18 protein-coding genes are annotated in these 17,644 nt (G+C 61.4%); 9 read left to right on the top strand and 9 right to left on the bottom strand.

Going from position 1 to position 17,644, the window contains the following annotated elements:
• Nucleotides 1–120: 120 nt before the first annotated feature.
• Complete coding sequence (locus tag CWE17_RS03980) at nucleotides 121–1,731, top strand: alpha/beta hydrolase (RefSeq protein WP_240789234.1); 1,611 nt, start codon at nucleotides 121–123, stop codon at nucleotides 1,729–1,731.
• 10 nt (nucleotides 1,732–1,741) lie between these two features.
• On the opposite strand, the gene ureC is transcribed toward CWE17_RS03980, so the two are convergent.
• Genes ureC through CWE17_RS03960 form a run of 4 tightly spaced genes read right to left on the bottom strand, consistent with a single transcriptional unit; the run spans nucleotide 1,742 to nucleotide 5,078 of the window.
• Nucleotides 1,742–3,451 carry an urease subunit alpha gene (ureC, locus tag CWE17_RS03975; protein WP_131455061.1) on the bottom strand — a complete coding sequence of 570 codons (1,710 nt, stop codon included), beginning with the start codon at nucleotides 3,449–3,451 and terminating at the stop codon, nucleotides 1,742–1,744.
• A gap of 3 nt (nucleotides 3,452–3,454) precedes the next feature.
• Nucleotides 3,455–3,775 carry an urease subunit beta gene (locus CWE17_RS03970; RefSeq protein ID WP_131455060.1) on the bottom strand — a complete coding sequence of 107 codons (321 nt, stop codon included), beginning with the start codon at nucleotides 3,773–3,775 and terminating at the stop codon, nucleotides 3,455–3,457.
• Nucleotides 3,776–3,797: 22 nt separating this feature from the next.
• The gene (locus CWE17_RS03965) at nucleotides 3,798–4,100 is read right to left on the bottom strand and encodes an urease subunit gamma (RefSeq protein ID WP_131455059.1); all 303 of its coding nucleotides are present in this window, start codon (nucleotides 4,098–4,100) and stop codon (nucleotides 3,798–3,800) included.
• An 18-nt stretch (nucleotides 4,101–4,118) separates the two neighbouring features.
• Complete coding sequence (locus CWE17_RS03960) at nucleotides 4,119–5,078, bottom strand: urease accessory protein UreD (RefSeq protein WP_131455226.1); 960 nt, start codon at nucleotides 5,076–5,078, stop codon at nucleotides 4,119–4,121.
• 112 nt (nucleotides 5,079–5,190) lie between these two features.
• Here CWE17_RS03960 and ureE point away from each other — a divergent pair, with 112 nt between their 5' ends.
• The 8 genes from ureE (at nucleotide 5,191) to urtE (ending at nucleotide 12,265) form a co-directional block, all read left to right on the top strand.
• Nucleotides 5,191–5,730, top strand: coding sequence for an urease accessory protein UreE (gene ureE / locus CWE17_RS03955; protein ID WP_131455225.1), 540 nt, complete (start codon nucleotides 5,191–5,193; stop codon nucleotides 5,728–5,730).
• Nucleotides 5,727–6,398, top strand: coding sequence for an urease accessory protein UreF (locus CWE17_RS03950; protein ID WP_131455058.1), 672 nt, complete (start codon nucleotides 5,727–5,729; stop codon nucleotides 6,396–6,398). Before ureE ends, CWE17_RS03950 begins: the two co-directional genes overlap by 4 nt.
• Nucleotides 6,398–7,003, top strand: a complete 606-nt coding sequence (gene ureG, locus CWE17_RS03945; protein WP_131455057.1) for an urease accessory protein UreG — start codon at nucleotides 6,398–6,400, stop codon at nucleotides 7,001–7,003. Before CWE17_RS03950 ends, ureG begins: the two co-directional genes overlap by 1 nt.
• A gap of 120 nt (nucleotides 7,004–7,123) precedes the next feature.
• Entirely contained in the window at nucleotides 7,124–8,416 is a 1,293-nt protein-coding gene (gene urtA / locus CWE17_RS03940) for an urea ABC transporter substrate-binding protein (RefSeq protein ID WP_131455056.1), read from the top strand.
• A 103-nt stretch (nucleotides 8,417–8,519) separates the two neighbouring features.
• A complete protein-coding gene (locus CWE17_RS03935) occupies nucleotides 8,520–9,674 on the top strand; it encodes a branched-chain amino acid ABC transporter permease (RefSeq protein WP_131455055.1) in 1,155 nt (384 codons plus the stop codon).
• A gap of 4 nt (nucleotides 9,675–9,678) precedes the next feature.
• Nucleotides 9,679–10,806, top strand: a complete 1,128-nt coding sequence (urtC, locus tag CWE17_RS03930) for an urea ABC transporter permease subunit UrtC (RefSeq protein WP_131455054.1) — start codon at nucleotides 9,679–9,681, stop codon at nucleotides 10,804–10,806.
• Nucleotides 10,803–11,558, top strand: coding sequence for an urea ABC transporter ATP-binding protein UrtD (gene urtD / locus CWE17_RS03925; RefSeq protein WP_131455053.1), 756 nt, complete (start codon nucleotides 10,803–10,805; stop codon nucleotides 11,556–11,558). Before urtC ends, urtD begins: the two co-directional genes overlap by 4 nt.
• Nucleotides 11,555–12,265, top strand: coding sequence for an urea ABC transporter ATP-binding subunit UrtE (gene urtE, locus CWE17_RS03920; protein ID WP_131455052.1), 711 nt, complete (start codon nucleotides 11,555–11,557; stop codon nucleotides 12,263–12,265). Before urtD ends, urtE begins: the two co-directional genes overlap by 4 nt.
• A 3-nt stretch (nucleotides 12,266–12,268) precedes the next feature.
• Here the strand turns inward: urtE and CWE17_RS03915 are convergent, their stop codons facing one another.
• From CWE17_RS03915 to queC, 5 genes are all read right to left on the bottom strand, one after another.
• A complete protein-coding gene (locus tag CWE17_RS03915) occupies nucleotides 12,269–13,030 on the bottom strand; it encodes a carbonic anhydrase (protein WP_131455051.1) in 762 nt (253 codons plus the stop codon).
• Between the two features lie 24 nt (nucleotides 13,031–13,054).
• On the bottom strand, nucleotides 13,055–14,629 hold the full coding sequence (locus tag CWE17_RS03910) for an APC family permease (RefSeq protein WP_131455050.1): 1,575 nt from the start codon (nucleotides 14,627–14,629) through the stop codon (nucleotides 13,055–13,057).
• A 136-nt stretch (nucleotides 14,630–14,765) separates the two neighbouring features.
• Nucleotides 14,766–15,632, bottom strand: coding sequence for an aminotransferase class IV (locus CWE17_RS03905; RefSeq protein ID WP_131455049.1), 867 nt, complete (start codon nucleotides 15,630–15,632; stop codon nucleotides 14,766–14,768).
• Entirely contained in the window at nucleotides 15,629–16,933 is a 1,305-nt protein-coding gene (locus tag CWE17_RS03900; RefSeq protein WP_131455048.1) for an anthranilate synthase component I family protein, read from the bottom strand. Before CWE17_RS03900 ends, CWE17_RS03905 begins: the two co-directional genes overlap by 4 nt.
• Complete coding sequence (gene queC, locus CWE17_RS03895; RefSeq protein ID WP_131455047.1) at nucleotides 16,927–17,625, bottom strand: 7-cyano-7-deazaguanine synthase QueC; 699 nt, start codon at nucleotides 17,623–17,625, stop codon at nucleotides 16,927–16,929. The genes CWE17_RS03900 and queC overlap by 7 nt, the downstream gene beginning before the upstream one ends.
• Nucleotides 17,626–17,644 lie beyond the last annotated feature (19 nt).

Here is a 17,644-nt window from a genome sequence, read left to right as displayed (position 1 = left end):
CCCATCCAAGGCTTCAGTGGTGCCATCGCGGGTGGCGGTCGTTACCGAATTGGAATCCTGGATTTGGGGAGCGTCTGTACTTGTCAATCTGCCCTGATTCGGAGAGGGTGCACCAGCGGAATGGAGTTGCTCATGCGTCGCTATGGACTGACGATGCTTTCCTTGCTGGCTGGTCTTGTGCCCCTGGGATTGCCAGCAGTCGCAGCCGAGCGCGTTCGCTTTCAGTTCGGTGAATTGTCCCGCGATGTCTCGGTGCCATCGCTGGTGACCTTCACCGAAACAGGTCGCGTCAATCCGGATCTACAGAGTTACTTCAACCTGCTGAAACCACAGCAGCAGCAGTCGTTGCGCAATCTGCTGAATCAAAGCGTGCCCGTCACGGATGTGATGGCGTCCAATTTCCTCAGCACTCCACTTGGCAAACGCTCTTTGCAGCAACTGGTGAAGGTGCTCGCCCAGCCTCCTGAGATCGCCGAGCCGGCTCTGTCTTCCGCTTTGATTCTTGGAGCTGCCCAATCTGGTGAGCTGCGCCTGATTGATGTGCTCCAGGCCTATCCGACCCGAACCCTGCCGGTGAATGTGGGTGCGGTGCTCTCCCTGGCTCAATCGCTCACCCAGCAGTTCAACCTTCAGAACAAGCTGTTTCCTCGCATTGCCTCCATTCAGGGGGAACCGGCCCAGGGTCCTGATCTGGTGACGTTGGCCGACAAGGGGGCGGTGGCTTTCACCCAGACCCCGTTTCAATTTCAGGGACGCTTCGGCGACACGATTAGCGCCATCGCCTACATCCCCAACAGTGCCACGAGCGCCAGCCCGGCACGGCTGGTGCTGATTGCTCCTGGCCTGAACACCGATATGAATGCCCTCTTATATGTGGGCCAGCAGCTGGCGAGCCATGGCTATGCCGTGGCATCGCTGAATTTCCCTTTCACCAGCGCCAACACGATCAAGGCGGCGATTCAGGGCACCGGTGCGATTCCGCCTGCGAATGCCTGGTATGGCCAACCGCTCAGCGTCAGTGACCTGATCGACCAGATGCAGCAGCGTTGGGGAACCAAGGTGAATACCGCCGCTGTGGGCGTGCTTGGTCAGTCGCTCGGCGGTTACACCGTGACGGCCCTGGCTGGTGCTGAGCTCGATTGGCCCTATCTCCTTAAGGGCTGCGATGAGCTGAACGATCCCGACAAGGTGGTGCTTAATCCTGCGGTGGTCTGGCAATGTGTCGCCCCCGGCCAGGTGGTGCAACGCAAGAGTTTTCGAGATCCGCGCGTGAAGGCAGCGGTGGCGGTGAATCCGGTGACCAATCCGATCTTCAGCCCCACGTCGCTGAAGGCGATTGCTGCGCCGATTCTGTTTGTTTCCGGTACGGGCGATATCTTTGCGCCGCCCGTCTCTCAGCAGCTGATCCCCTTCACGTCGATTCAGCAGCCTGGTTCCCTGTTGGCTCTTCAACACAACGGCACCCATCTCTCGTTCCTTGATGGCACGTCTGCGTTGCCCGCTGTTGTGATCGGTCCGGATCAGCCTCTGGCGCGAGAGGAATTGAAGGGGATGGCCCGCGCTTTCTTCGATGAGCACCTGAGCAACACCCCATCCGCGCCGCCGCTGGCAGCACCGACGGCCAGATCCGGAGTGTTTAGTGGTAGCGATCCCCTGCGCCTGCTGATCACGCCTCGTTTCAGTCGTGAACAGCTCAATCAGGTTGATCCTGGCCTCAAGCAGTTCCCTTAGACCACCAGCCCTAGAGCAACAGGTAGCGCTGGGCCAGGGGCAGCACTTCGGCAGGCTCGCAGGTCAGCAGCTCACCGTCGGCGAACACTTCGTAGGTCTGTGGATCCACGCTGATGTTCGGCAGGGCGGCGTTGAGTTTGAGGGCGCTTTTACCCACGCTGCGGGTGCCTTGGACGGCCATGCAGGTGCGCTCCAGTCCCAGCTGACGTTGGATGTCGGCGTCCATGGCTGCGCTACTCACGAAGGTGAGACAACTGGGCGCCAAGGCTTTGCCGAACGCAGCGAACATCGGCCGACCATGCACCGGGCCAGGGGTGGGAATCGAGGCGTTGGCATCTCCCATCTGGGCCCACACGATCGAGCCGCCCTTGAGGACCAGTTCGGGCCGAATGCCGAAGAAGCCCGGCTTCCACAGCACGAGATCGGCGAGCTTGCCGGTTTCAATCGAGCCCACTTCGGTGCTGATGCCGTGGGCCAACGCCGGGTTGATCGTCACCTTGGCGATGTAGCGCTTCAGCCGGTGGTTGTCGTTGCGGCTTGAGTCTTCCGGCAGGGCACCCCGTTGCACCTTCATTTTGTGGGCTGTCTGGAAGGTGCGGGTGATCACTTCGCCCACACGGCCCATGGCCTGGGAATCGCTGGCGATGATCGAAAAGGCGCCCAGGTCGTGAAGGATGTCTTCGGCGGCGATCGTTTCGCGGCGAATCCGCGATTCGGCAAAGGCCACGTCTTCCGGGATCCTGGGATCGAGGTGGTGGCACACCATCAGCATGTCGAGGTGTTCCTCGAGGGTGTTGCGGGTGTAAGGCCGGGTGGGGTTGGTGCTGCTGGGCAGCACGTTGGCTTCTCCGCAGATCTTGATGATGTCTGGGGCGTGACCCCCACCGGCACCCTCGGTGTGGAAGGTGTGGATCGTGCGGCCCTTGATGGCGGCGATCGTGTCTTCCACGAAGCCTGCTTCGTTGAGGGTGTCGGTGTGGATGCACACCTGCACATCCATGCGGTCGGCTACCGACAGGCAGGCGTCGATGCTGGCGGGTGTGGTGCCCCAGTCTTCATGCAGTTTCAGGCCGCAAGCACCGGCGCGCACCTGTTCTTCAAGCGCTTCGGGCGTGCTGGCGTTGCCCTTGCCGAAGAAGCCAATGTTCACCGGTAGACCCTCAGCGGCTTGGAGCATGCGGCTGATGTGGAAAGCGCCGGGGGTGCAGGTGGTGGCGTTGGTGCCGGTGGCCGGGCCGGTGCCACCGCCCATCAGGGTGGTGACGCCGCTGGCCAGGGCCGTTTCGATCTGCTGAGGGCAGATGAAATGGATGTGGGTGTCGATGCCACCGGCCGTGAGGATGTGACCTTCGCCGGCGATCGCTTCGGTGCCGGGGCCCACCACGATCGTGACCCCTGCCTGGGTGTCGGGATTGCCGGCTTTGCCGATGCCCACGATGCGGCCGTCTTTTAGGCCCACATCGGCTTTCACGATCCCCCACCAATCGAGGATCAGGGCATTGGTGATCACGGTGTCGACGGCACCACCTGCTCGGGTTGTCTGGGCCTGGCCCATGCCGTCGCGGATCACCTTGCCGCCGCCGAATTTCACCTCATCGCCATAAACGGTGTAGTCCTTTTCAACCTCAAGAATCAGTTCAGTGTCGGCGAGGCGAACCCGGTCACCGGTGGTGGGGCCGTAGGTCTCGGCGTAGGCCTGGCGGGAGATGCGATAGGGCATGGGTCAGGCGTCGAGGGATCCGTTGATTTGGCCGTTGAAGCCGATCACCCGTCGGGCACCAGCAAAGGGGATCAGATGCACGTCTCGGCTGTCACCCGGTTCGAAGCGGATGGCTGTGCCAGCGGGGATATCGAGCCGCTGACCCCGGGCGGCATCGCGGTCGAACTGCAGGGCGTTGTTGGCTTCCGCAAAATGGAAATGGGAACCCACCTGCACGGGCCGGTCGCCGCTGTTGGCCACGGGAATGGTGGTCACGGGCCGGCCAGCGTTGAGTTCGATGTCGCCGGGTTCTGGCAACAGTTCACCGGGAATCAGCGGGGCCATGGCAGAGATGCAGGGTGGTGGGTCAGCGAATTGGGTCGTGCAGGGTCACGAGCTTGGTGCCATCGGGAAACACCGCTTCGATCTGCACCTCGTGAACCAGTTCGGGAATGCCGTCCATGACTTGTTCGCGGCTTAACCAGGTGTTGCCTTCCTGCATCAGCTCCGCAACGCTCTTTCCGTCGCGGGCACCCTCCAGCACAAGGAAACTCAGCCAAGCCACCGCTTCGGGGTGGTTGAGCCTGAGGCCACGCTGGAGTCGCCGTTCGGCCAGTAAAGCTGCGGTGACGATCAGCAGCTTGTCTTTTTCCTGGGGACTGAGATGCATGGACTGGCTCGGTCGTTCTCAGTGTGTCCTTATCGCGGGCCAAGCAGTGTTCGTGATGAACGATGACGGTGGCAAAGGCTGTTCCTGCAAAGGCCAGACCCTTGGGATCTGTGGAGCGCTCAAGGCGCGCAGGGCGCGGGTGCGAGCCCAGATGCGGCTGAACCAGAAGCGGGCATCGCGGCTGGACGGACCGGCATAACGGGCCACCAGGCCCTGATCCAAGGCGCTGCAGCGCAGCGTGCCTTCCAGGCCTTCGCGATCGCTGCGGACCAGCTCCAGCAGTTGCGCCAGAGCATCGCCGTTCAAGGGCATCGGTGCAGCCCACACCAGCGATCCGAACACTGGCTGTTTGTTCAGTCCGTGCTGGTCGTTGAGGGCATCGCCCCCCAAGTCCAACCGGTCCACCATTTCCCAGCGATCGGCTTGATGAGGTTCATCACTGCGTCGGCAGATGCTCAGGGCTGAGCGCCAGCGACCCTGCTGGAGGGTTTCTCCGGCGGCGGTGCGGCCCAGCCGCACGATTTCTGCACTGAGAAAGGAGGCGTCAGCTGGTAGTTGCACCGTCAGATGCTGCTCATAGAGGGCATTCGCATAAAGCACCAGCTCCTGGGGTAGCCATTCCAGATCGCTGCTTTTCGCCAGTGTGCAGTGCACCTGTTGACGGGCCCATTGGCCTTCGGGGTAGAGGCGGCTGCGGCCGATGGACCCGTAGACCTTCTGGGCGGCGACGCTGGTGATCAAGCAGCGGCTGTTTGTTTTCAGGTCCAGGGCAATGCTGAGTTGGTCGCCACCCACCAGTCCTCCAGCTGTATGCAGGATTGGCAGCTCACAGCGACCGTTGTTGCCTTGTTCAGCCCGTAGAAGCTTGAACGGGGCGCTGCAGCCCCCTTGGTGAACTGTGCCTGCGTCGCCGTGCTCGGTCTGCCGGTGTTCAAACCGCAGCTCGCAGCGGCCATGCCAGGGATCGAGGCGTTGCATGCCCCCACGCTCGGCGCTCGAGCTGCGATGACCTGTAGCAATCAACACCAAATCAAGGCCGACGGCTGGGCAGGCTCAGGGTGAAAGCGGAGCAGCCTTGGACGACAACGCGATGAGTGACAACGCGAGCGATCACAAACCGATCGTGTTGGAGCATCGCCAAGTGGGTGAGGCCGTTGGAGATCTTCCGCCCCAACGCCGCCTGCAATTGCCGCTCACGGCCGAAGAACGCACGGTGCTCCGTGGTCGCCGCCGAAGCCACTGTGGACGTGCTCTCTTGCTTCAGCTGCCGCGGGAGGGTGCCCTTCAGCCCGGTGATCGCTTGTTGGATCGTTCCCGGAGCTGGGAGGTGGTGGTGATTGCGGCGCCGGAACCGTTGCTGCGGGTGCAGGCGGATTCAGTCTTGGAGCTCCTGCAGGCGGCCTATCACCTCGGTAACCGCCATGTGGCGCTCGAGCTCCACGACGGGGACTTGTTGTTGCTCGCGGATTCGGTGCTGGAGGCGATGTTGCGGAGCCGTGGCTTGCGTGTGAGTGCCTGTGAGCGTCCGTTTGTTCCGGAGGGAGGCGCTTATGGGGGTGGTCACAGCCATGCCCATCGTCACAGCCATGCTCATCACCACAGCCATGCCCACAGCCATGAAACGCCATGACCTCCCTGGCGTTGCTCCAGTTGGTGAGCCCGGCTTTGCCGGTGGGAGCGTTCAGTTACTCGGAGGGGTTGGAGGTCTTGATCCAGGCCGGAGCGCTGAAGAGTGAGGCTGGTCTCGAGCAGTGGTTGATCGCCGAGTTGGAGCGGGGATCCCTGCGGTTGGAGGCTGCCGCCCTCGCCACCCTGATGGCTGACCTGGACCGATGGGTGAACGGCGCTGATCAGTCGGCCCGACTTCGTTTGCTGGATCTGGATGGTTGGCTGCTGGCCACCCGTGAAGCTGCGGAGGTGCGAGCTCAACAACGTCAGATGGGGGGGTCTCTACTGCAGCTGTTGGCCGACATGGGTCATCCACTGACAGAGCCACTCACCCTGGCCTGGCCGGCGGCATGGGCTTGGGCGGCACTGTCGCTGGGGGTGTCGGAGGCTGACACGGTGGAGGGCTACCTCTACAGCTGGGTCGCCAATCAGCTCAGTGCGGCCGTGCGCCTGCTGCCTTTGGGCCCGACCAGGGCTCAGGTGCTTCAGCACCGTCTGTTGCCGCGGATCGCTGCCGAGGCCCAAGAGCTCCTCGCTGCTGATCCACGGACCTTGTGGTCAGCTGGCGTGGGGGCATCGCTGGCGCAGCTGTCCCATGCTGAGTTGTATTCCCGTTTATTCCGAAGCTGATGGGGAGCAAGTTGCGGCTTGGTGTGGCTGGGCCGGTGGGGTCCGGCAAAACCGCTCTTGTCGAGGCGCTTTGCCGGCGACTGCGGGATCAACTGCAGTTGGCGGTGGTCACCAATGACATCTACACCCAGGAAGATGCTCAGTTTTTAACTCGCGCGGGAGCTTTAGAGCCGTCACGGATCCGTGGTGTGGAGACCGGTGGCTGTCCGCATACGGCCATACGGGAGGACTGCTCCATCAACAGGGCAGCGGTGGCGGAGTTGGAAGCTCAGTTCCCAGATCTGGATCTGGTGTTGGTTGAGAGCGGCGGCGACAATCTGGCGGCCAGCTTCAGTCCGGAGCTGGTTGATCTCTGTATCTATGTGATTGACGTGGCCGCAGGCGACAAGATCCCGCGCAAGGGCGGCCCTGGGATCACGCGTTCGGATTTGCTGGTGATCAACAAGATCGACTTGGCGCCTCTGGTGGGGGCTGACCTGGCCGTGATGGAGCGCGACACCCTGCGCATGCGCGGCGATCGCCCCTGGTGCTTCACCAATCTGCACAGCGGTGAGGGGCTGGATTTGGTGGTGGCGTTTGTGTTGCAACAACTACCAAATTCGTGATCGCTTGCTCCGATATCAGGCCTCTTCTGTCCGATTGGTAGTGAGTGTTACTGGAAGGAGTGCGGCTGGCTGGGACTGTCTAATGGCGCTTAGCGCAACAGTTATCGCTGTCAACACACCATGTCTCAACCGTTGTCAAAACGCATTCTGATCAGCCTGGCGGCGACCTCGCTGGGCGTGGTAGTCACGGCCTGTGGCGGTGGTGATCAGGCCTCCAATGTTCAGTTCGACGACACGGTGAAGGTGGGCATCCTTCACTCCCTGACCGGCACCATGGCCATCTCTGAGTCCACCCTCGTGGATACCGAGAAAATGGCCATTGATGAGATCAATGCTGCTGGTGGTGTTGAGGTCGACGGCAAGAGATACAAGATTGAGTACATCGTCGAAGATGGAGCCTCGGATTGGCCCACCTTCGCTGAGAAGTCGAAAAAGCTGATCGATCAAGACAAGGTGCCCGTTGTCTTCGGTGGTTGGACCTCCGCCAGCCGCAAGGCGATGTTGCCGGTCTACGAATCGAAGAATGCCTTCCTTTTCTATCCGATTCAATACGAAGGTCAGGAGTGTTCTAAGAACATCTTCTATACCGGTGCCACTCCCAACCAGCAGTCTGAGCCGGCGACCTACTTCATGTTCAAGGACTCCCCTGCAGCAGGGAAGCCCTTCTTCCTCGTGGGTTCGGACTACGTCTTCCCACGTACCTCCAACACGATTACCAAGGAGCAGCTGAAGTCGCTCGGTGGCAAGGTTGTTGGTGAGGACTATCTGCCTCTGGGTAACACCGAGGTTGCTCCGATTATTGCCAAGATCAAAAAGGCGCTTCCTGACGGTGGTGTCATCATCAACACCCTCAACGGCGACCAGAATGTTGCCTTCTTCAAGCAGATCCAGGACGCCGGCATCACGCCTGCTAATGGTTACTACGTGATGAGTTATTCGATCGCTGAAGAAGAGATCAGCACGATTGGACCTGAGTTCCTCGAAGGCCATTACGGCGCCTGGAACTACATGATGTCGATCGACACGCCAGCATCGAAGAAATTTGCGGCCGACTTCAAGGCGAAATACGGTGACAACCGCGTGGTGGCTGACCCTCAGGAGTCGGCTTACAACATGGTCTATCTCTGGAAGAAGGCCGTTGAGAAGGCCGGCACATTTGATGACGACAAGGTGCGTGAGGCTCTGATTGGTATCAAATTTGATGCTCCTCAGGGTCCAATTGAGGTGCGGCCCAACCACCACATCTCCCAGATTGTGCGCATTGGTGAGATCACCGCTGACGGTCAGTTCAAGATCGTTGAGCAGTCTGATAATCCGATCGATCCACAGACCTGGAACCAATTTGAGCCTTCTTCGAAGGGCTTTGCCTGCGATTGGAGTGATCCCAGCAAGGGCGAGAAGTACAAGCTCTGATCGCTTGACTCAGGCTGATCTCTGGTCTGAATGCTGTCCGGAGGAGTCCCATGTGGGGCTCCTCTTTCTGTGGTTTGTCTGATCGCTCGTTTCATCAACTTCCGTGCAACTGCTTTTTGAAAGCCTGTTCAACGGGGTGGCCATTGGCTCGGTGCTGCTGGTGGCTGCTCTCGGATTGGCGATTGTGTTCGGCCTCATGGGTGTGATCAACCTCGCCCACGGCGAGCTGATCATGCTTGGGGCTTACACCACCTATGTGGTGCAGCTGATCTTCAAGCTGCCCGCGCTTCAACCCATTTACGACACCTACGTTCTTGTGGCGATTCCGCTGGCCTTCATCACCAGTGGTGTGGTGGGCATCCTTTTGGAACGCACCGTGATTCGCCGCCTCTATGGCAATCCCCTCGAAACACTGCTGGCCACCTGGGGCGTCAGCTTGATCCTGCAGCAGTTCGTGCGCAGCGTTCCCCTGGCTCAGGCCGCCGGTGTGGTGCTGGCCCTGGTGCTTGGTTTTTCATTGCCTCTGTTGCTTCCTCGGCTCCTGCTGCAAGGCCCCCGAGCTCGTTGGATGCGTGCTGCCAGCTGGGGTGTTGCAGCTCTGGTTGGCGTGGTGTTTGCCAATGGATTGGCGTCTCAGGTCAGCCGGATCGCGCGTGCCACCTCTCGCAACGTGGATGTGACGGCGCCCAAATGGATGCGTGGTGGTCTTGAGTTCGCCGATCTGACCTTCCCCGTGCCTCGTCTGGTGATCATCGTGATCACGGTGGTGGCCGTGGTCGGCGTGACCTGGTTTCTCAACCGCAGCGTCTGGGGCATGCGTATCCGTGCTGTGACCCAGAACCGAGAGATGAGTGATTGCCTGGGTATCCCCACCGACACCGTCGACGTGCTCACCTTTGGCATTGGTTCCGGCTTGGCCGGGGTCGCTGGTGTGGCGGTGTCGTTGCTCGGTTCAGTCGGTCCGAATGTGGGGACGTCCTACATCGTGGGCTGCTTCATGGTCGTGGTGCTCGGCGGTGTTGGCAATTTGCTGGGCACGGTGATCGCCTCCTTCTCCATCGGCTTGCTGACCGACCTCATCGGTGCCGGGCGGCTGCTTTCGATCTGGCCCGGTATGCCCGCCCCCTTGGAGGGAGCGGTGAAGTTCTTCGCCACCACGAGCATGGCTCAGGTGATGGTCTTCGCTCTGATCGTGGTGTTCCTGCAGTTCCGTCCAGCGGGTCTCTTCCCTCAGAAGGGACGCATGGTGGAGGCCTGAGGTCATGATTCAAGTCTTTCAACAGCGCCGTTGGCCCCTGGTGCTCCTTTGGGTGCTGATCGTTGCTGCGGTCGTGGCGGCACCAGCGGTGCTTCCTGTGTTTCGGCTCAATCTTTTGGGTCGGTTCCTCTCTCTGGCGATCGTGGCCCTCGGCATTGATCTGATCTGGGGCTTTACCGGATTGCTCAGCCTCGGGCAGGGCATCTTCTTCGCTCTCGGTGGCTATGCGGCGGCGATGTATCTCCAGCTCAATAGCTCTGCCAGCCATCCCAACGGCATCCCTGAGTTCTTCAGCCTTTACGGCGTGGATCGGCTGCCCTTTTTCTGGGAACCCTTCCACAATCCTCTGTTCACGCTGATTGCCATCTGGCTGGTGCCGGCATTGCTGGCTGCGCTGCTCGGCAACATGGTGTTCCGCAACCGCATCAAGGGGGTCTACTTCTCGATCCTGACCCAGGCGGCCTTGCTGGTGTTTTTCAATTTTTTCAATGGCCAACAGAAGCTGATCAACGGCACCAACGGTCTCAAAACCGATGTGACCAAGCTGTTCGGCCAGATGGTTGGTTCACCTGAGATGCAGCGTTGGTTCTTTTGGATCACCGCTGTGATCGTGATCTTGGCCTGGCTGTTTGTGCGGTGGGTGGTGCGTGGTCGCTTCGGCGATGTGTTGATCGCGATCCGTGATGACGAGCCGCGGCTTCGCTTCACCGGCTTTAACCCCACCCTGTTCAAGACGATTGTGTTTGCGATTGCCGGAGGCCTTGCGGGCATTGGCGGTGCCCTCTTCACTGTGCAGTCGGGGATCGTCTCGCCGCAGTACATGGCGGTGCCCTTTTCGATCGAAATGGTGATCTGGGTCGCCGTCGGAGGACGTGGCACGTTGGTCGGTGCCATTCTCGGCGCCGTCTCGATCATGTACGCCAAAAGCCTGGTGAGCGAGGCAATGCCTCAGAGCTGGCTGTTTATTCAAGGCGGACTGTTCATTTTGGTGGTCACGGCACTGCCGGAAGGTGTGATCGGTTGGTTCCGTACGGATGGCCCTCGCAATCTGCTGTCCCGCCTGGGTTTGGGTCGTCGAATCGCCACCTACCCCCAACTGGAAATCGAGGGTCAGGAGGAGGTGAAGCCATGAGTGCTCCCCTTTTGGAGTTACGCCAGATCACAGTCAGCTTTGACGGCTTCTTAGCCCTACGCGATCTCAATCTCAGTCTCCAGCCTGGTGAACTGAGGGCGGTGATTGGTCCCAATGGGGCTGGCAAGACCACCTTTTTGGATGTGATCACCGGCAAGACCACTCCCACCGAAGGGGATGTGGTGTTTAAGGGGCGCTCCCTGGTGGGAACCAAAGAGCACCGCATCGCTCGACTCGGCATCGGCCGCAAATTTCAGAGTCCGCGGGTGTTCGAGAAGCTCAGCGTCCAGGAGAACTTGGCGCTGGCGGTCAGCCGGCCCAAGCAGCCATGGTCACTGTTATTCGGCGGTTTGAATTCCACGCAGCGCGATCAGGTGCATCAGCTGATGAGCATCGTGAATCTGCAACACCGGGCTGACTGGCTTGCAGGCGCTCTCTCCCATGGTCAGAAACAGTGGTTGGAGATTGCGATGTTGGTGGGTCAGGATCCTGACCTTCTCCTGGTCGACGAGCCGGTGGCAGGACTCACCGATGAGGAGACGGATCTCACCGCTGATTTGCTCAAGTCGTTGGCGGGCGACCACACCGTGCTGGTGATTGAGCACGATATGGAGTTCATCCGGCGCTTGGAGAGCCCAGTGACGGTGCTGCACCAGGGTCATGTGCTCTGTGAGGGAACGATGGATCAGGTGCAGGTTGATCCGCGTGTGATTGAGGTGTATCTCGGAACCACGGAGGAGCAGAACGGATGACGGAACTTCTGGAAATCCGCGGGTTGAACACCTATTACGGCGAGAGCCATATCCTTCGGGACGTGGACCTCACCGTGAAATCTGGTGAGATGGTTTGTCTGATCGGCCGTAACGGTGTGGGTAAGACCACGCTGCTCAAGTCGTTGATCGGTCTGTTGCGACCACGCCGCGGAGAGATTGTCTTCAACGGTGATGGGCTCGACCGTCAGGCTCCTTATCAGAGGGCAAGGGCTGGGGTCGGCTATGTGCCTCAGGGGCGAGAAATCATTCCCCAGCTAACCGTTGAGGACAACCTGATGCTTGGGATGGAAGCGCTCCCAGGTGGGCTCGGACGCCACCGGCGCATCGATCCGTTTGTGTATGAGCTCTTCCCCATCTTGAGGGAGTTTCTGCCTCGCAAGGGTGGTGACCTCAGCGGTGGCCAGCAGCAGCAGCTCGCCATTGCCCGGGCACTGCTTGGTAAGCCCAAATTGCTGCTCCTCGATGAACCCACCGAGGGCATTCAGCCCAACATCGTGCAGGACATTGAAGCTGCTGTTCGTCGCATCATTGCCGAGACCGGCATTGGTGTGCTGCTGGTGGAGCAGCACCTCCATTTTGTCCGGCAAGCCGATCGCTATTACGCGATGCAGCGGGGGGGAATTGTGGCGAGCGGTCCGACCGCCGAACTCAGTCAGGCGGTCGTGGATCGCTTTTTGAGTGTGTGATCGTCAGACCATCGTCACCTTGCCAGAGCCAATGTCGAAGTAGCCCACCACGATCTGCAATTTGCCGTTGTCGACGGCGTCTTTGATCACCTCGCTGCGGGCGGTGAGCTGCTTGGCGGCGTAACTGGCATTGGCTTTGGTCGCCGTTTCCAGATCTTGCCCTGGTTGGATGGCCGCTCGAATCGGCTTCACCAGTTCCGTCAGCAGCGGAGTGGGGAGTTCGTCGCCTTGCGCAGCCTTTACAGCGCCGCAGGCGCTATGGCCCATCACCATGATCAAGGGCGTCTTCAGGGCCAGAACTCCGAACTCCATGGAAGCGATCGCATCATCGAACGCGGTGTTGCCAGCGCTGCGAATCACAAACAGATCAGAGGGAGCGGCATCAAAGATCCATTCCGGGGCCAGCCGCGAATCAGCACAGGTGAGGACGGTGGCCCATGGGGCCTGACCCTCGCTAATCACACTGGCGGGAAGGAAACAATTGTCCAGCCAGAGGTTGGACATCACCTGAGCGCGTTCTTGAGGGGTGTTGGCGCTGTCCTTTTTCTCCCAGGCGGCAGCAAAGCGGGCATTGCCGTCTTTGAGGGCCTGCAGTGAATCAGAAGGCCTGCAGGATCTGGGGTTTTCATCCGCGGGGATGCTGGCCGCCGTTGTGGTTCCGCCCGTCGCTCCAGATGATTCTGGGGTGGCTTTTTTCGCACAACCCACCAGGCCAAGGGCGGTGAGTCCGGTGCCAAGAAGAAAACTGCGACGGTCGAGAGCCATGCTGATGGGACGAATGTCCGGAACCTAGCTGGCCTTTTGGGATCCGGCTGTGTCTTGTCCCAGGCCGGTGAGCGCGTGCGGTGAGACTTCATTCAGGGCGCTGCAGGTCGCCAGGGGCAGCACCACGAGGGCAAGGACCGTGAGCAGCAGCAGGTGGAGGCCGGTTGGCAGGGCGAAGGGTTGTCCCTCGCTGAACAGTTCCATGTCCAGCAGCAGCAGACCCAGATAGAGGATCCACCAAAGACCGGCGCGGGCATCGATTGGCTGGCGTTGCCGCCAGCGGTTGGCGACATAGATCAGTGTGGGGATCAGGATCACCACCACGGCTCCCTCCAGGGCTGGACGGCCGCACCAGCTGGTGGCCCAGGTGGCCATTACGAAGGCGATGCTGCAGAGCAAGCGCGCCTGGGGGATGCGGAACCGGCGGGGTTCATTCGGTAGCTGCCGCCGCAGGCTCAGCAAGCTCACCGGGCCCATCGCCAGGGCGATCACCAGGGTGGAGGTGAGGAAACTCACCACCGTCTGCCAGCTCGGACCGATCCAGAGCAGCGCGGAGCCGATCACGAGGCTGCTGATTAATGCCCAGTGGGGAACGCCACGGTTGTTGAGACGTCCGAGCCCTTTCGGTAGAAGGCCGCATTCACCCATCATCCAGCTCACCCGTGCCGACACGCCAACGAAGGTGAGGGCCGTGGCTCCCGGTGAGATCACAGCGTCGATCAGCAGCAGGGTGGCCACCCAGCCCAGGCCGAGGCCAAGGGCAAGGGCCACCATCGGCCCACCATGGGCGCTGAGGGTGAGGCGCGACCAGCCTCCGGCGAGGTCTGCAGGAGGCACGCTCACCAGGAAGGCCAGCTGGAGGATCAAGTAAATCCCCAGACAGAGGCCTAGGCCCAATCCCATCGCCAGGGGCACGTCTCTCTGCGGGCTGCGTGCTTCCCCGGCGAGATCCATGGCGGTGCGGAATCCCAGCAGGCTGAACAGGATGCCACCACTACCGATCGCGTCCACAAGGGCACCCTGTCCCATGGGGACCCGAATGCCGAGGTTGCCCCAATGGCCTGCCAGAAGCATCAGGGTCACTGAAACCAGCACCGGCACGATCAGTTTCCAGATCGTGAGGCTGTCGATCCATCGGGCCAGTCGGCTGACTCCGGCGAGATTGATCCAGGTAAAGAACACCAGCAGTGCAACAGCCAGCAGCTGACCGGCACCGGTGAGCAGTTGCTGGCCACCCTCGTCGTGGGTGAGCCAGGGCAGGCTGCTGGCCAGGTACTGCAGCAGGGCCAGAACCTCGATGGTGGGTAGGGAGACGTACGAGATCCAGGCGCTCCAGCCGCCGATAAAGCCGGAGAGCCGCCCATGGCTGAGCAGCGGGATCTGGGCAAGGGCGCCCGAGCTGTTGATGAGTGCTCCCAGCTCGGCGAACACCAGGGCCAGCACGAAGGCCATGGCTCCACCGACGACCCAGGCCAGCAAGCTCGCAGGCCCGGCGCTACGGGCTGAGAAATAAGGCGCGAACAACCACCCAGACCCGATCGTGCTGGTGACCACGGCCAGGGTGAGGGTGCTGATCCCCAGATCGCGTTTCAGTTCCATCGGCTTGCGCCTCTTTGTTGCAGCATCACCACAGCACGGCGCTCCCGCCACAGATCGATTGATGGCACGATTCAGTGTTTATTCAGTAACTATTCAGTAACTATTCGGTAACGTCAGCGTCTCTTTTTCGCTCGGCTCAGTCCAGCAGGTTTCTCCAGAGCGCTTGGGCGCTGGCCACATTGACGTTCAGGGGTTGGTCGTCGACCTGCGCCAGCGGCCTGCATCCAAGGCTGTTGATCAGGAGCCACTGATCCCCTGGTTGCGGTTGTGTGCCGAGTTGTTCCTCATTGGCGTTTGGCTGGGTCAGGGCGCGGGCTCGCATGATGCCTGGCAGACAGCCGCTGCTCAGGGGCGGGGTGATCCAGGTGCCTTGGCGAAGGACCAGCAGGTTGGCGGTACTGCCGCAGCAAAGATCCCCTTTGCTGCTAAGCAGCAGGGCATCGTCGGCGCCGTGGGTCCGTGCTTCTCGTCGGGCTTGAATCGCCTGGCCATAGGCGAAGGTTTTGCAACGGCTCAGCTGGCTTGTGGCATTGCGGCGTTCATGGCGACTGATCCAGCAACGGACCGGGGAGAAGGTCGGGGTGTGATGCTGCAACGTCAACCAAAAGCGATGCTGGCTTGGATCGGTGGCTGCGGTTGGAAGCTCGATCCCGCGGCCATCGCCATCGCCTCGGCTCCAGTTCAAGCGCAGGGCGCCGCTGCATTCATTCCCTTCCCCGCTTAGACCGCAGCGGTCGATTGCTTCCGTGATTAGGCCTTTCAGCCAGTCCGCTTCAGGGGGAGGGGCCATGGCCAGCAGCGCCGCACTCGTCTGCCAGCGCTGGAGATGATCCTCCAGCAGCCGTGGTTTGCCCGCCTGCACCAGCACGGTCTCAAACAGACCGTCTGCCAGCAGCAGGCCTCGGTCGCTGAGGGGTACCCCCAGCTCCTTTGCAGAACCCCAACGGCCGTTGCACCAGCTGATCGACTCAGGCTTGGAGCTCTGCGCGGACAGGTTGCTCATCCCAGGGCCTCCAGCAGTGGCAGTAGTTTCCAGTCCAGTTCGTCCGCTTCTGCTTCGGGTTGCGAGTCGGTGACGATCCCGCAGCCTGCATGCAGGCGCAGTTGGTCGTTTTGGCGCAGCACCGTGCGGATGAGGATATTGCTGTCGAAACGGCCGTTCCAGTCGATGCGCAACAGGGAGCCGCAGTAGGGCCCCCTCCCGACTGGCTCAAGCTCCTGCAAGCGTTGGCAGGCCCGCAGCTTTGGGGCACCGCTGATTGATCCCCCCGGCCAGCTCGCCTCCAGCAGCTCCACCCAAGTCGCGCCCTCCCGGAGTTGAGCGGTGATCACCGACGTGAGGTGATGCACCTGTGCGTAGCTTTCAAGGCCCACCAATTGAGGCACCCGCACCGAACCCGTTTGGCAGACCCGTCCCAGGTCGTTGCGCAAGAGGTCGACGATCATTACGTTCTCCGCTCGGTCCTTCCCGCTGCAGATCAGTTCGGCCGCCAGATCAGCGTCCCGCTCCGGATCTGGATCGCGGGGCCGGGTGCCTTTGATTGGCCGGGTTTCCACTCGACCGTCGGGCTCCACCGAGAGGAACCGCTCCGGTGATGTGGAAAGCAGTGCCTCCCCTGCCGCCTCTCCCGCCGCCACGATCAGTCCGCCGAACGGTGCCGGACAGCGTTGGCGTAGGCGCCTGTAGAGCTGCAGATTGCTGATGGGCTCGAGCAGCTTGCAGCTGCTGCAGGCGGTGAGGTTGGCCTGGAAAAGATCCCCGGCGGCGATCAGCTCCCGGATCCGCTCCACACCGACCACAAAGCCATCCCGGTCGGTGTGACGGTGCCAGGGGCTGTGGCGTGGTGCTGGAGCCTCGGGGGTCGCAGGGTGATCCGGGAGATTGCTCAGCCAGCGCAGCATTGCCGCATGGCGAGCTGGATCCATGCCTTCCAGCCAGAGTTCCTGCCGCTGGAGATCGAAACGCAGCACTGGGTCATGCCGGGCGATCCAGAGGCTCGCCATCGAGTCGGCTTTCCAGGGGTTGCCTGACTCCAGCCACGCGGCTGCGTCATAACTGAGCCAGCCGCTCCAGTGGCCAGGGCCCAGGCTGCGGAGGGCGCTGAAGGGATTTGCTGCATCAGCGTCACTGGGCAGCCCTCTGCAGCAGACCTGCTCGATTGGATCGACCGCCAGGGTGACCCAACGACCCAGATCGCTGCCATCGCCATCCAGCCAGATCAGGCCGTCTTCCCCATGGTCAGCCGCTAAGGCCGTCGCAATCCACGACGGCTCTCGCCAGGGGCAGGCGTCACGAATCAACACGGCTGGATGCCGCCTGGAGCGCAAGGGCTGCAGAGATCCGGCCGCCCGGCGCTTCTCAGAGCCTCATCACGAATGCGGCAGCTGTCGCAGACACCGCACGGTTCGGCACCACCGCTGTAGCAGCTCCAGGTCTGCTCAATGGGCACCCCCAACCTCAGCGCCTCCTCCACGATCCTCTGTTTGCTCCATTCCACCAGCGGTGCCCAGAGTCGTGGACCCCGGCCTTCTCGCCCAGCCCGACTGCTCAGATTGGCCAGGGTTTGAAAAGCGGCCAGATAGTCGGGTCGGCAGTCGGGATAACCGGAGTAATCAACGGCATTGACCCCCAGCACCAGTCGTTCTGCACCCCGTGCCTCCGCCAGGCTGAGGCCGATCGCAATAAAGACGGTGTTTCGCCCAGGCACATAGGTGGAGGGGATCACTCCGTCTTGCACGCCATCACTGGGAATCGTGAGTTGCGCATCGGTGAGGGATGACCCCCCCCAGCTGGCGAGATTGACCGCGATGGTGTGGTGTTCCGCGAGCCCCAGGGTGCTTGCCAGTCGACTGGCGGCCTCCAGTTCACGGCGATGGCGCTGGCCGTAGTCGAAGGAGAGGCCGATCACCCTTTGCCCGGCTTCGATGGCCAGGGCGGCGGCGGTGGCGGAATCAAGCCCTCCTGATAGGAGGGCAATCGCGATGGAATCGGTCATGCTTGACATTCTGTTGCCG

It is taken from the genome of Synechococcus sp. BS56D, from assembly GCF_004332405.1.
Classification (GTDB): Bacteria; Cyanobacteriota; Cyanobacteriia; order PCC-6307; family Cyanobiaceae; genus Synechococcus_C.
This window is presented reverse-complemented; position numbering and strand designations above follow the sequence as displayed.

Bases quoted from the DNA above. Each gene is read 5' to 3' on its own strand.
- urtC (WP_131455054.1), top strand. From the start codon at position 9,679: ATGATTCAAGTCTTTCAACAGCGCCGTTGGCCCCTGGTGCTCCTTTGG.
- urtD (WP_131455053.1), top strand. From the start codon at position 10,803: ATGAGTGCTCCCCTTTTGGAGTTACGCCAGATCACAGTCAGCTTTGAC.
- ureG (WP_131455057.1), top strand. From the start codon at position 6,398: ATGGGGAGCAAGTTGCGGCTTGGTGTGGCTGGGCCGGTGGGGTCCGGC.
- CWE17_RS03970 (WP_131455060.1), bottom strand. From the start codon at position 3,775: ATGGCCCCGCTGATTCCCGGTGAACTGTTGCCAGAACCCGGCGACATC.
- queC (WP_131455047.1), bottom strand. From the start codon at position 17,625: ATGACCGATTCCATCGCGATTGCCCTCCTATCAGGAGGGCTTGATTCC.
- ureE (WP_131455225.1), top strand. From the start codon at position 5,191: ATGAGTGACAACGCGAGCGATCACAAACCGATCGTGTTGGAGCATCGC.
- CWE17_RS03950 (WP_131455058.1), top strand. From the start codon at position 5,727: ATGACCTCCCTGGCGTTGCTCCAGTTGGTGAGCCCGGCTTTGCCGGTG.
- CWE17_RS03965 (WP_131455059.1), bottom strand. From the start codon at position 4,100: ATGCATCTCAGTCCCCAGGAAAAAGACAAGCTGCTGATCGTCACCGCA.
- ureC (WP_131455061.1), bottom strand. From the start codon at position 3,451: ATGCCCTATCGCATCTCCCGCCAGGCCTACGCCGAGACCTACGGCCCC.
- CWE17_RS03905 (WP_131455049.1), bottom strand. From the start codon at position 15,632: ATGAGCAACCTGTCCGCGCAGAGCTCCAAGCCTGAGTCGATCAGCTGG.
- CWE17_RS03915 (WP_131455051.1), bottom strand. From the start codon at position 13,030: ATGGCTCTCGACCGTCGCAGTTTTCTTCTTGGCACCGGACTCACCGCC.
- CWE17_RS03980 (WP_240789234.1), top strand. From the start codon at position 121: ATGGAGTTGCTCATGCGTCGCTATGGACTGACGATGCTTTCCTTGCTG.
- CWE17_RS03910 (WP_131455050.1), bottom strand. From the start codon at position 14,629: ATGGAACTGAAACGCGATCTGGGGATCAGCACCCTCACCCTGGCCGTG.
- CWE17_RS03960 (WP_131455226.1), bottom strand. From the start codon at position 5,078: ATGCAACGCCTCGATCCCTGGCATGGCCGCTGCGAGCTGCGGTTTGAA.
- urtA (WP_131455056.1), top strand. From the start codon at position 7,124: ATGTCTCAACCGTTGTCAAAACGCATTCTGATCAGCCTGGCGGCGACC.
- urtE (WP_131455052.1), top strand. From the start codon at position 11,555: ATGACGGAACTTCTGGAAATCCGCGGGTTGAACACCTATTACGGCGAG.